This is a genomic window from Bdellovibrio bacteriovorus, from assembly GCF_025558485.1.
GTDB classification, from domain to species: Bacteria; Bdellovibrionota; Bdellovibrionia; order Bdellovibrionales; family Bdellovibrionaceae; genus Bdellovibrio; species Bdellovibrio bacteriovorus_G.
In genome coordinates this window covers 68,806-81,101 of the sequence record NZ_CP102930.1, presented here as the reverse complement: position 1 = coordinate 81,101, position 12,296 = coordinate 68,806, and the positions used below count along the sequence as shown (strand labels likewise).

General features: G+C 48.9%; 14 protein-coding genes. 9 read left to right on the top strand and 5 right to left on the bottom strand.

Features of this window, described 5'->3' with window-relative positions; genetic code table 11:
- Window positions 1–47 precede the first annotated feature (47 nt).
- The gene (locus EZJ49_RS00420) at window positions 48–1,652 is read right to left on the bottom strand and encodes a 2-oxo acid dehydrogenase subunit E2 (protein ID WP_262553411.1); all 1,605 of its coding nucleotides are present in this window, start codon (window positions 1,650–1,652) and stop codon (window positions 48–50) included.
- Window positions 1,653–2,145: 493 nt separating this feature from the next.
- Here EZJ49_RS00420 and sfsA point away from each other — a divergent pair, with 493 nt between their 5' ends.
- The 3 genes from sfsA (at window position 2,146) to EZJ49_RS00405 (ending at window position 4,913) form a co-directional block, all read left to right on the top strand.
- Complete coding sequence (gene sfsA, locus EZJ49_RS00415) at window positions 2,146–2,877, top strand: DNA/RNA nuclease SfsA (protein WP_262553410.1); 732 nt, start codon at window positions 2,146–2,148, stop codon at window positions 2,875–2,877.
- 11 nt (window positions 2,878–2,888) lie between these two features.
- Entirely contained in the window at window positions 2,889–3,935 is a 1,047-nt protein-coding gene (locus EZJ49_RS00410; RefSeq protein ID WP_262553409.1) for an NAD(P)-dependent alcohol dehydrogenase, read from the top strand.
- Between the two features lie 207 nt (window positions 3,936–4,142).
- The gene (locus tag EZJ49_RS00405; protein ID WP_262553408.1) at window positions 4,143–4,913 is read left to right on the top strand and encodes a murein L,D-transpeptidase catalytic domain family protein; all 771 of its coding nucleotides are present in this window, start codon (window positions 4,143–4,145) and stop codon (window positions 4,911–4,913) included.
- A gap of 60 nt (window positions 4,914–4,973) precedes the next feature.
- Here EZJ49_RS00405 and EZJ49_RS00400 read toward each other — a convergent pair whose 3' ends face one another.
- From EZJ49_RS00400 to EZJ49_RS00385, 4 genes are all read right to left on the bottom strand, one after another.
- A complete protein-coding gene (locus EZJ49_RS00400; protein WP_262553407.1) occupies window positions 4,974–5,282 on the bottom strand; it encodes a helix-turn-helix domain-containing protein in 309 nt (102 codons plus the stop codon).
- Window positions 5,282–5,578: a hypothetical protein gene (locus EZJ49_RS00395; protein WP_262553406.1), complete on the bottom strand. Its 297-nt coding sequence runs from the start codon at window positions 5,576–5,578 to the stop codon at window positions 5,282–5,284. The genes EZJ49_RS00400 and EZJ49_RS00395 overlap by 1 nt, the downstream gene beginning before the upstream one ends.
- 194 nt (window positions 5,579–5,772) lie before the next feature.
- Window positions 5,773–6,159 (bottom strand): HEPN domain-containing protein, encoded by a 387-nt coding sequence (locus EZJ49_RS00390; RefSeq protein ID WP_262553405.1) that lies wholly within the window; start codon window positions 6,157–6,159, stop codon window positions 5,773–5,775.
- 119 nt (window positions 6,160–6,278) lie between these two features.
- Window positions 6,279–7,061, bottom strand: coding sequence for a DsbA family protein (locus EZJ49_RS00385; protein WP_262553404.1), 783 nt, complete (start codon window positions 7,059–7,061; stop codon window positions 6,279–6,281).
- Window positions 7,062–7,207: 146 nt separating this feature from the next.
- Here EZJ49_RS00385 and EZJ49_RS00380 point away from each other — a divergent pair, with 146 nt between their 5' ends.
- From EZJ49_RS00380 to eno, 6 genes are all read left to right on the top strand, one after another.
- Complete coding sequence (locus EZJ49_RS00380; protein WP_262553403.1) at window positions 7,208–7,825, top strand: hypothetical protein; 618 nt, start codon at window positions 7,208–7,210, stop codon at window positions 7,823–7,825.
- A 170-nt stretch (window positions 7,826–7,995) separates the two neighbouring features.
- Entirely contained in the window at window positions 7,996–8,274 is a 279-nt protein-coding gene (locus EZJ49_RS00375) for a cytochrome (protein WP_262553402.1), read from the top strand.
- On the top strand, window positions 8,234–8,746 hold the full coding sequence (locus EZJ49_RS00370) for a cupredoxin domain-containing protein (RefSeq protein WP_262553401.1): 513 nt from the start codon (window positions 8,234–8,236) through the stop codon (window positions 8,744–8,746). Before EZJ49_RS00375 ends, EZJ49_RS00370 begins: the two co-directional genes overlap by 41 nt.
- 23 nt (window positions 8,747–8,769) lie before the next feature.
- The gene (locus tag EZJ49_RS00365) at window positions 8,770–9,876 is read left to right on the top strand and encodes a CpaF family protein (protein ID WP_262553400.1); all 1,107 of its coding nucleotides are present in this window, start codon (window positions 8,770–8,772) and stop codon (window positions 9,874–9,876) included.
- A gap of 127 nt (window positions 9,877–10,003) precedes the next feature.
- A complete protein-coding gene (locus EZJ49_RS00360) occupies window positions 10,004–11,029 on the top strand; it encodes a hypothetical protein (protein WP_262553399.1) in 1,026 nt (341 codons plus the stop codon).
- Window positions 11,022–12,290 carry a phosphopyruvate hydratase gene (gene eno / locus EZJ49_RS00355; RefSeq protein ID WP_262553398.1) on the top strand — a complete coding sequence of 423 codons (1,269 nt, stop codon included), beginning with the start codon at window positions 11,022–11,024 and terminating at the stop codon, window positions 12,288–12,290. Before EZJ49_RS00360 ends, eno begins: the two co-directional genes overlap by 8 nt.
- The last annotated feature ends 6 nt before the right edge of the window (window positions 12,291–12,296 follow it).

Genomic DNA, 12,296 nt, shown 5'->3' with positions numbered 1-12,296 from the left:
TCCAGCTGAAACACCGGCTGGTGTTTCAGCCTCCTCGGTGGGGCCGATTAAACTAGCTCCACCAAAAGTTTGCCTGGGTTTTCGATGCGGCCGATGAAGGCAGCAAGGAATCTTGCAGCAACAGCGCCGTCGATCAAACGGTGATCGGCAGTCATTGTGTAGTTCATAACTTTGATTGCAGAAACCTGACCGTTTTTCAGAACGATTTTTTCATCGATCTTGTACATGCCCAGGATCGCCACTTCAGGGTGATTGATCACCGGAGTCGCGTAAGTGCCACCGATAGAACCGATGTTCGTCACAGTGATAGTCGCACCTTTCATTTCGTCCGGTTTCAACTTCCCGTCACGAGCACGCTTGGAAAGATCCAGAATTTCTTTGGAGATTTCCAGAATGGATTTCTGGTCCGCGTTTTTGATCACAGGAACAACAAGTCCGTTTGGAGTGTCCGCTGCGAAGCCCAGGTTGAAGTATTTTTTGTAAACGATTTCGCCAGCCGCATCGTCGATGGACGCGTTGAACATCGGGAATTCGCGGATCGTCGCGATCAAAGCCTTCATCACGATTGGAAGGTAAGTGATCTTCGTGCCGTTTTTCTCTGCGTGTTCTTTCAGGCCTTCGCGAAGAGCAACCATCGCATCCACTTTCGCTTCATCCATGATGGTGAAGTGAGGGATCACGTGCTTAGAACGCTGCATGTTCTCAGCGATCTTCTTACGGATGCCGATCAATGGAACGCGCTCTTCCGCAGCACCTGCCGGGCCTTGGTAAGCTGGTTTAGGAATGGTGGCGGAAGCCACGGAGTGCTGAGGCTTCGCCGAAGCTGAACCAGCACCACCGGAAGACATCACATCTTCACGAGTCACGCGACCTGCCAGACCTGTACCGGAAAGAGAGTTGATATCAACACCCATTTCACGAGCCAGACGACGAGTTGCCGGAGTCGCCAATACTTTGGAATCAGCCACAGGCGGGAAGATGCCTGCAGAAGTGGACGCTGTTGCCGCCGGAGCTGCTTTGGCGGCGGAAGCCGCGGAGTGTGCAGGCGCAGACTGCACTGAACCAGCACTTGAAGCTGCCGGAGCCGGAGCGGAAGCTGCGCCGCCTGCACCTTCCAGGATGATCATGGTGGAGCCGACTTTAACAACTTCACCTGCTTTGAATTTAAGATCTTTTACAACACCCGCTGCCGGAGTAGGAACTTCCACAGTGGCTTTGTCAGTCAGGACTTCAGCAATCGCCTGGTCTGCTTTGACAGAGTCGCCTGGTTTTACCAACCACTTAACAAGTTCGCCTTCAGTAACGCCTTCACCCAATTCAGGAAGTTTAACCTCTTGAGATTTACCACCACCGGCTGCCGGAGCAGCTGGTTTGGAAGCCGCAGGAGCTGGAGCCGCTGGTTTTGCCGCCGCTCCCGCACCGTCAAGAGTGATCATGGTGGAACCGACTTTAACTACGTCGCCTGCTTTAAATTTCAAATCTTTCACCACGCCAGCAACAGGAGATGGAACTTCAACCGTTGCCTTGTCAGTCAAAACCTCTGCGATCGCCTGATCGGCTTTTACAGAATCACCGGGTTTCACCAACCATTTTACCAATTCACCTTCAGTAACACCTTCACCAAGTTCGGGCAGTTTTACATCAGTTGCCATGTTGAGAAAGTTCCTTTCCTTGTTGCATAACTTAAACAATCAAAATTAAAGCTCTCGCCCTTCGCAATGAAATGACTTCTGCGAAGATAAAGTGGCGGGTTGAGAGCAGCATCCCGTTCTATGCTCACGAAATGACGCAACAAATTAATAATCTAAAAGAAGAAAAAACTCGTATAACTGAACGCTTAGCTCAAATTGATAAACAATCAAAATCAAAGCTCTCGCCCTTCGCAATGAAATGGCTTCTGCGAAGATAAAGTGGCGGGTTGAGAGCAGCATCCCGTTCTATGCTCACGGTAGAGTATTTGCACCCATTAACGCCGCGCATAACAGGTTATCTGGAGGGCTCTTTAGGGCTGCCACGCAACAGTGTCATTTTTGCAGGGAGCCTTTAAAGCTGTAGGGTGTCGGGTGGGGGGCAAAAGGAATCGACAAAAGGGCGGCTGACAGACTAATTTCATGAAAAAGAATTCGATTTTCAAATGAGGTTTTCATGAAGTTTCACAGCAAGTTGCAAGAAGGTATTTTTCTAAAACGCTATAAGCGCTTTTTTGCAGACATTGAGTGGAAAGGGCAGACCATTACAGCCCATGTGCCTAACACGGGCAGCCTTAAAAGTGTGAATAATCCGGGGCAGCACTGTCTGTTCTCTGAAAGCACCAATCCGGAACGAAAGCTAAAATTCACATTGGAAATGATCAAATCTCCATCGGGAGCGTGGGTGGGGGTTAACACAGCAACGCCGAACACGGTGGTGCGCGAAACTCTTCAGCACGTCATCGGTCATAAGAAGGACGTGGTGGGGACCTTTGCACATTGGGCCGGGTTTGATGAAGTGAAGCCGGAATACAAAATTAGTGCGGAAACCCGCTTGGATTTTGCCCTGAAGAAAAACGGCAGTGAATCATTGCATTTCATCGAAGTCAAAAATGTCACCCTGTCAGAAGATGGTGTTGCCAAGTTCCCCGATGCCGTGACGGAACGTGGGCAAAAACACTTGCGTGAACTAATGGCTTTGGTGGAACAGGGACACACAGCTGAAATTGTATTCACAATTCAGCGCCATGATTGTGGCTCGTTTGCTCCGGCGGATGATATTGATCCGGAATATGGCCGTTTGCTTCGGGAGGCTCATCAAAAAGGTGTGAAGGTTTCGCCGCTTGTGCTGGACTTAACCCCTGAAGCCATTGAACTATCAGAGACAGTTCTTCCTCTTAAACTGTAAGGAGCACCGTGATGATTCCAGTGAATGCTTATGCCGCTTATCAATCCAAAGAGCCTTTGAAACCCTACAAGTTTGAACGCCGTGATCCGGGACCTCATGATGTCCAGATCGACATTCACTTCTGCGGGGTGTGCCATTCGGATTTACATCAGGTGCGTGACGAGTGGGGTGGTTCCAAGTTCCCGATGGTTCCCGGTCATGAAATCGTGGGGAAAGTCATCAGCGTCGGAAGCTCTGTGAAGAAATTCAAAGCGGGTGATTCTGTCGGTGTGGGTTGTTTGGTGGATTCCTGCCGCACTTGTCCTTCCTGTGGCGAGGGTCTGGAGCAGTACTGCGAAAACGGGTCGGTCGGGACTTATAATTCTGTCGAAAAAGACGGCGTGACTGTGACCCAGGGTGGTTATTCCACGCAAATTGTGGTGAACGAGGATTTTGTTTTAAAGATCTCCCCGAAACTTCCTTTGGATAAAGCGGCCCCTCTTTTGTGTGCCGGGATCACGACTTATTCTCCACTTCGTCATTGGAAAGCGGGGCCGGGTAAGAAAGTGGCTGTGATGGGTTTGGGCGGCCTGGGCCACATGGCTGTCAAACTAGCGGCGGCAATGGGGGCGGAAGTCACCGTGCTTAGTTCTTCCAATAAAAAGAAGGACGATGCTCATCGTTTGGGGGCGCACAATTATGCAGCCACCTCTGAACAAGAAACTTTCAAAAAATACAATCGCAGTTTTGATTTGATCATCAACACAGTGTCAGCGCCGATTGATCTGGGCAGTCATTTGCAGCTACTTAAGCGTGACGGCACGATGGTGCTGTTGGGTGTACCTGACAAGCCCGAGGCCATTCACGCATTCCCGTTGATCGGTGGACGTCGCAGTCTTGCCGGCTCTTTGATCGGTGGTATCAAGGAAACGCAAGAAATGCTGGATTTCTGTGCTGAACATGGAATCACCTCTGACATCGAGCTGATCAACATCGACAAAATCAACGAGTCTTATGAGCGCATGTTGAAAGGTGATGTGCGCTATCGCTTCGTGATTGATATTGCTTCCTTGAAGTAATCCCACGCGATTTTATTAGCTGGTCTTAGCAAGAGCGGGGATGATCCCCGCTCTTTTTGTTTAGGCCCTATCCAAGGTCTGGAAAATGTCAGAAAACTGGACACTTTCTCTCTGAAAACCTGCCAAGTATTCAGTCAGTTCCACAGTCTTTAAAGTTTCAAATATGAGTGGCCGATCCGCTTCTGTGAACATTCACGGAGGATCACCATGGCTCTTATAAACTCAAAAACACTCTTGGTACTTTCCACGACATTCTTACTGGCGGCCTGTGGACCTGGAACTCCAGTGCTGCCCGATGACCCGAACAATGAACCCACGGTCGAGATGCCGAGCGAGGGCAATAATTCTCAGGGCAGTACGGAAACTCCCGGCGTTGTTGAAACTCCTGAAGTGACTACTCCGACCACGCCTGAAGTTCCTGACGAGGTTGTGGACGGGGACGAGGCGATTTTAAAACTTTATGACTATCTGGACCCGAACCACATCGTGCCGACGGCAGGATTGAAAGCGGCTGTCTTGTATTTCCATAAGAATAAAACCTCGTTCAAGAATCAAAATGTCATTTCGGTTTTGGATTTCAGTCAGAAGTCCACGCAAAAGCGCTGGTACTTTATCGACATGAAAACGGGCGCGGTGTGGAATGTTCACGTGTCACACGGAAAAGGTTCTGACAGCAACCACGATGGTTTTGCGGAAAAGTTCAGTAACGTGTCTGGTTCCAATGCTTCGTCTTTGGGCTTCTATAAAACCGCAGAAACCTATCAGGGCAGTAACGGCTATTCTTTGCGTCTGGATGGCTTGTCTTCCACGAACTCCAATGCGCGCTCTCGCGCGATCGTGGTTCACGGGGCCAGTTATGTTCAGGATTCAGCGGTGATTCAAGGGCGCAGTTGGGGTTGCCCGGCGGTATCCCAAGCCAACCGCGACAAGGTCATCAACCTGATCAAAGGCGGCAGTCTTCTTTACGCGTTTAAATAGATTTAAAAGTCTCTGGCGAAAACTCCTGATTGAGAAAAATCAGGAGTTTTCCATTTCGCTTTAGGACACCTTAAGGGCAATCCGGTGCTTCGGATAAATCTTTGCGAGCATTTCCATCAGCTTATCAGTTGTAAAGCGATCATTGCGATAGCGCAGCACTTTGCTGATGATACTTTCATCGACGCCCACGATTTTCGCCAATTCCTTCGCCTTTAATCCGTGTTCTCTCTGATAGATCACAAATTGTCTGCAAATTTCATAGCGAAGCTTTTCCAGTGGAGTTGCATCCGGAGAAAGGAGCTGAGCACCCTCTGCCTTCTCAAGTTTAGTTCGCACCGCTGCCAATTTCTTCTTACTGGGAAACGCCATTATCTCCTCCGATAGGCATTAACTACGCCTAGGTAAAACTTGCCTTTTTCCGTCAGCCATATCAGGCGGTAAAGCTTGCCATCCAATCGCATGTTCTCGGTGACAAAGTATTCATAGGCCTCATCGTCGGCTTCAGGTGAAAAATCATTTCCGTCTAAAAGATGAACTAACCTAAGAATCAATTCGTCAGTTATTGAGGTCGAGAGCTTTAATTCGTAATGGGGATCAATGATGACCTGGCTAAGGCGCAGTCCATTAACTGTGATATCGACCGCATAAACGCGTCTTTGTACCATGCTTATCCTCTTAAAAATGGACAAATTTGTCAAGTTTTGTGTTGGAGTAAGCTAGTGCAAGACGAATGGCAGCCTAAAAGGCGTATAAATTGAAGATGAGCTATGTTATGAGGCGACAATCGGTCGAACGAGAAGGGGGGCTTCGGCCCCGGGCCTCCTAGTCTTTAGGTAAAAATCATTAGGAGCTGGCTTCCTTACAGAAGCACTCGCAGTTGTTCGCCGACCAGTTTTTTTAGATTTTCAACGTAGCCGAAGTATTCTTCCATATCCAGGCGTTCATCAGCACGGACATGGGCGTTCGGGGAGTTGTAAGGGGTCAGTTCGATCACATCGGCATGCGAGGAAATCGCAGAGAAGTTGTTTTCTTCCAGCACCTGCATCAGGGCATCCAGATCGTGCCCTTCTTCATCGTGCGGGTATTCCAAACCGCGCATTTCGCAAAGAGCTTTTAAGAACTTTTCGCAGGCTTGAGCCAGATTGTAGCCGACCAGATCGTGCTGCTTTTCATCGTTAAGATGTTTTTGGGCGATATCGAGGTCGTCCTGAGCTTTTAGAATCATGGATTTTGCGTGGGCGCTCATGGCGGAACTCCTTGGTGGTTGGTTCCCTCCACTTTAGAGGCAGGACGTGGGTCCGGGCAAATAAAAAACCCACAGTTTTGAGGCTGTGGGTTTTTATTTTGATCTTTTTTTAAAAAGAATTACTTAGCGTCTTTAAGATGACGATCAATGATTTCTTTGAAGTCAGCAAATGGATATGCACCACGCAAAGAAACACCGTTGATCAGGAAGCCCGGAGTACCGGAGAAGTTGAATTTACGAGCTTCTTCCATGTCCGCTTCGATACGTTTTTGTACCGCTTCAGACTTAAGGTCTTTTTCAACTTTCTTAAGGTCCGCGCCCACTTTTTTAGCAAAGTCTTTCAAAGCACCCTCTTTTTTAGTACGCAGGTCGCCTTGGTTCTCGAACACCAGGTTGTAGAACTTTTCAGCTTTTGCGTGATCCTGAAGAGCGATTGCTTCAAAGTATTCAGCCGCAGGCATTGCCATTGGGTGGAAATCCAAAGGAAGGTGTTTGTAGATAACACGAACGTCTTTTGGATAAGCTTTCATCACTTCATCAACAGTCGCGTGACCTTTAGCGCAGTATGGGCACTCGAAGTCAGAGTATTCAATGATAGTGATTTTTGCATCTTTAGGACCGAAGACAACACGGCCTTCTTCGATAGCCGGTTGAAGTGGGTTTTTGAATTCGTCGTCGCGTTTTTTGCCTTCTTCAGCAACCGCTTTTTCCTGAGCTTTACGTTGAGCGTTCTGAGCAGCTTTGTTAACCACTTCAATGAATTGCTCTGGATCTTTTTCGATCGCTGCGAACACGATGCTCGGATCTTTTTCCACTGCTTCCTTGAGTTGTTTAGCTGAAGGGGCACAATTTACCAATGTAAGTGCCAGTGCTGAAATTCCAAATAACTTAAGTGCTTTCAATGTCTTCCTCCAAGATGGATGATTGTAATTTTTTGAGCCCCTTTATATTGACATCATTTTCAGTTTAGAGGGAAGGAAAAAATCCCGGTCCAAGGTCCTGCTAATCAGGACTTGTCTCACTCTGGGACCCCTTTAAACTGAGTTCTATGAATAAATCAAATTTCCTTTTAACAATGTTCGCTCTTATGTTTCTTGGCGGCACGGCGCATGCTGGTTTGCTGTTTAACTATTCTCAACTGGCTTTGAAAGATCTGGATCAGATGAACAAGCTGGTTAATGACAAGGTGACTGAGTCCAAAAAGTCATCCAGCGGCAAAGCGGTTCCGCTGAAAGAAGCCCTTCAGGCGGTGTATTCTCGTCCTAACGACGATGAAATGATTGAAAAGATTGTGTCACCTTTGCGTTCAAACCTTGATGAGTTGGAGTCCTGGGAAAAAACGATCAGTCAACTTACTGACGAAGCGATCAATGCCCTGAAGAATCCTCGGGCTTTTAAACCTGTCGTCCAAACGACCTACGTCATTTTTCTGGAAAATCTTTTGTCCGAGATCAAGCCGCACATGAAGAATGACGGATTTGAAAGGAAGATTGCTGAACGTATTCGTGACGCAAGGATCGAACTTTCCAAGGAAGCGGTGAACGAAAGAAAGCTTCGCACGATGAAGGACACGACGTCTCCTTCTGAAATTGCGGGCAAAATCCTGACTGAATCCTCTCAAGAGACGGTCGAAAAAGCGGCAGAATCTGCCGACTCCGAACAGTAATTTCCCTCGACTTGACCGGGCCCAAGTCCGATTCGACTCTGGGCCAGCGTCAAACGATAGATCTCCTCAAGTCTTCAAAAATCGCCTCAAATTGACTCAAGTTCTAATGAACTCCTACCGATAGAAACACCATGTGGGCTGGATGCCCTTGAGCAAATTAGGAGGATTCGATGTTTCTGCAAGGCGATTTGCAATTAGTGTTTGATGCACTCTACTCCGTAGGGGCTATCGACCCTGTATTGAAGCTTGATTGGTCCGAAGTGACGAGGGAAATGATGGCAAACCCACAGATCCTGAGTGACGCTTTCCAGACAATCAACGGCTGCCGCGGCAACAAAGACCTTCTGATTCAGAAGCTCCACATGATGGACCCTAGGTCCGTGAATTATATCGCTATGGAGGTGGCCCGTGAGTTTTGTGAGTTCCAGGATCGCACAGAGTTGCACTAAGGTTCTTTGCCTGTTGTTGCTTTCTTCTGTAGCGAATGCGTGGGAAGTGGATTTCTCCCGTCGTCAGGTTGAATTCAATAAAGTCAAAAACGAAGATCGTCTGCCAGCCAGCGTGCAGGAGGATCAATCCGTAAATATTCTGAGCAAGGTCTTTGATTCGGTGGAGCCGACTCAGGACATCGTCATCATGAATACGGACAAGGGCTTTGTTCCTGAACAGGTGCGCCTGAAAAAAGGCGGCAATTATCGTATTCATATCGTGAATGTGAACAATAAGGAAAAAAATGTCAGCTTCGTGCTGGATGCTTTCTCTGAACATCACAACACGGTGTTTGGTGAACAGAAGACTTTCTTTGTAAACCCAAAAACAGATGGAATCTTCTCTTACCAGTGTCCGGAAACAGCGGTGCAGGGGAAGTTCATTATCTATTCCGATGCGGCAGCGGCAGATCGCAAGCCGGCATCCAACTAATTCGTTAGTGAGGAAAGGCACCCATGTCTGACCAGTCGAACGTTTTCAAACAGACCATTCAGCAGAATCTCGGTCCTGTTGCGAAATACCTCGAAGACAAGGGTGTGTCGGAAATTCTTGTAAATGGCCATAAGGAAATCTTTGTGGAAAGAAAAGGGAAGCTCGAAAGGGTGGCCGAATCTTTCCCGTCTGAAGATGATCTGCGCGCGGCGGTCAACAGTATCGCGCAAAGCGTGGGCAGACGTATCGACGACGAATCGCCTCGTTTGGATGCGCGTCTTCCGGATGGTTCGCGTATTGCGGCGGTGATCCCGCCGATGTCGCGCAAGGGAACGACTCTTTCCATTCGTAAATTCACCAATAACAAAATCACTTTCGCCGACTACATCAAGTTCGGAGCGATCACCGAAGACGGTGCGCGCTTCCTGGATATTTGCATGTTCCTTGGCAAAAACATCATCGTCAGTGGTGGTACCGGTTCCGGTAAGACCACGCTGTTGTCGTTGCTATGCACGCGCATCCCGAAAGGTCAGCGTGTGATGGTGATCGAGGACTCTTCAGAGTTGCAGGTCGAATACGAGCACGTGGTGATGTTTGAAACCCGCCAGGCCGATGCGGCCGGGAAGGGTGAAGTGACGATCAAGGACCTGCTGAAGTCCGCTCTGCGTTTGCGTCCCGACAGAATCATCGTGGGGGAGGTTCGTTCCAGTGAAGCAATGGAGCTTCTGAATGCGATGAACACCGGTCACAAAGGCTGTATGGGAACGGTCCACGCCAATACGCCTGAAGATGCGATCGTGCGTTTGGAGGCTCTGGCTCAAGGGGGCGATGCCCGAGTCAGTGAGAAGGCCTTGCGCTCTCAAGTGTCCTCGGCCATTGAAATTATCATCCAGGTCTCACGTTTTTCCGACGGATCTCGACGTATTGCAGCAATTAGCGAAGTGTGCGGATTCAATGCGGATGGTTCATACAACGTGATTCCGATCTTTGAAATGTCCCGTTTAACACGTCGTCCCGACGGAACCTTGGAAGGCAAGCTGATCCCCACCGGCAACGTCCCATCGTTTATGGAAGAGATCATCGACAATAACCTCCCATTCCCCAAGAGCAAGTTTTCTAAAGTAGCCTAAAAGGTGCCTGGTGATTTTTTACGCCTACGCCGCGTCATAGGCGTGACGCGGGTGCTCTTTTCCGAGTGAAAAGGGGGGGTGTTTTTTTGTGTTTAAAGAGTGGGGAAACTAGGCTAAGACCTTCTTCGTGCACTTTAGTTGTAAGATTTCAAACGCAGTTCTAACTATTCTGGAGCAGCAGGGCGAAGACCTCAGCCAGCTCTATGAGCAGGCTCATCTTCCGATGGAGCTGCTGAAGGACTCGTCGTATTGGATGACAGCTCCCGAGATGGAAAATTTTCTGGAGTCTGTTCTGCGTCTTCCCCTGAAAAGAGAAGAAAATATTCTGCTGCGGGCAGGGCATGAAGGCCCGGAGCTGCGTGCCTGGGGCGTGTTGGATAGCGTTCTGCGTATGATGCCGCATCCTCAGGAAATCTTTAATCAGCCTGAACAATTCCTGTCGTACTTTATCTCTCCGAAACCGCCGATTGAAAATCTTCGTCGTGACGAAGCCAGTATTTCATTTGATTTGCCTTTGCCAGCAGAACAATACCCATTGGTAACGACCTACCTGAAAGCGGCGTTTGAGTCGCTGCCGGTGTATGTCGGTCAGCCCGCGGCGGTCTGTCACTGGGAAGGCATCACGATTCAGTTGAATTGGTCCACGCAACAAAGTTCCATCTTCAGTGAAAGTGTTGGCCATCAGGTCAGCCCGGCTTTGTTTCAAAGTCTGATTGATGATCTTCAGCGCACGCAACGCGAGCGCGAGGATCTGCAAAAATACGTCGGCGATCTGGAAGAGAAAATCCGCGCGATTGAAAAGCAAAATCTGAAAGCATCCACCGGGGTCCAGCCGGAAGAGGCCTCTAACAACGCTTCTTCCCTGTTGCCTCATGAAGGATCTCTGTCACACTTGAACTTTGACAGTGAAACACCGGGGTATGTTCTAAGTCAGAACCTGGCACGTCTGCACGACTACATGGTGCGCGCGCAGCAACTGATCACCATGCTGGCTGCTCAGGGGAAAATGACCCCGGCGGTGAAAGAGGCCATGCGCCGAGTGGACTGGGAATTCGTAAAAACCCAGTATCCGCGCACAGTCTTTGAAAGCATGGACCTGGTAAAAAAAACTATGAATAAGAACGCCGAGAAAGAAGGAAAACATCATGTCTGAAATTATCAACATCGTCTCTCGTGAAATTCTTGATAGCCGTGGCAATCCAACTGTCGAAGTTGAAGTGACCACCGCTGATGGCAATATGGGCCGTGCCGCAGTTCCATCCGGAGCTTCCACCGGTGCGCACGAGGCTTGCGAGCTTCGTGATGGAGATAAGAACCGTTTCCTGGGTAAAGGCGTTTTCAAAGCGGTTGATAATGTTCGCGAAAAGATCGCTCCGGAAATCATCGGTCTTCAGGTGACTGAACAAACTTACATCGACAAAATTCTTCGTGATATCGACGGCACTGAAAATAAATCCAATCTGGGGGCAAATGCGATCCTGGGGGTGTCTTTGGCAGTGGCGAAAGCCGCAGCTGCTGACTGTGGTTTGCCGTTGTACCGTTATGTCGGTGGTTCTCAGGCGACTCGTTTGCCGGTTCCGTTGATGAACGTTTTAAACGGTGGCGCACATGCGAATAACGGTTTGGACATTCAGGAGTTCATGGTTGTTCCAACAGTGAATAATTCTTACGCAGAATCCCTGCGTGCCGGGGCGGAGATCTTCCACACGCTGAAAAAGATTCTGGCTAAAAAAGGTCTTTCCACAGCAGTGGGTGACGAGGGTGGCTTTGCTCCGAAATTGGGTTCCAATCAGGAGGCTTTGGACCTTTTGATGAACGCGATCGTGGATGCCGGTTATGATCCGGGGCAAAACGTGTTCCTGGCTTTGGATGTGGCTTCTACAGAAATGTTCAAAGACGGCAAATACCAATGGCAAGGTGGCCACATCAGCCCGACAGAACTTCTGGGTATCTACAAATCATGGGCGGAAAAATACCCGCTGGTTTCCATCGAAGACGGTTTTGCTGAAGACGACTGGGATTCCTGGGTGAAAGCAACGGCAGAGATGGGTTCCACCATGCAGCTGATCGGTGATGACTTGTTCGTGACCAATCCAAAACGTCTGCGCATGGGTCTTGAGAAAAAAGCCGGAAATGCTTTGCTGGTGAAAGTAAATCAAATCGGTACTTTGTCTGAAACTTTCGATGCTGTGAATCTGGCGCAAAGAAACAAATACCGCACGATCATGTCTCACCGTTCTGGTGAAACAGAAGATGTGACAATTGCTGACTTGTCTGTGGCACTAAACTGCCATCAGATCAAAACCGGCAGCTTGTGCCGTGGTGAAAGAACTGCGAAGTACAACCAGTTGCTAAGAATCGAAGAAGATCTTGGTGGCATGGGGCTGTATTGGGACAAAGCGGCCTTCAGATAGTCGGCC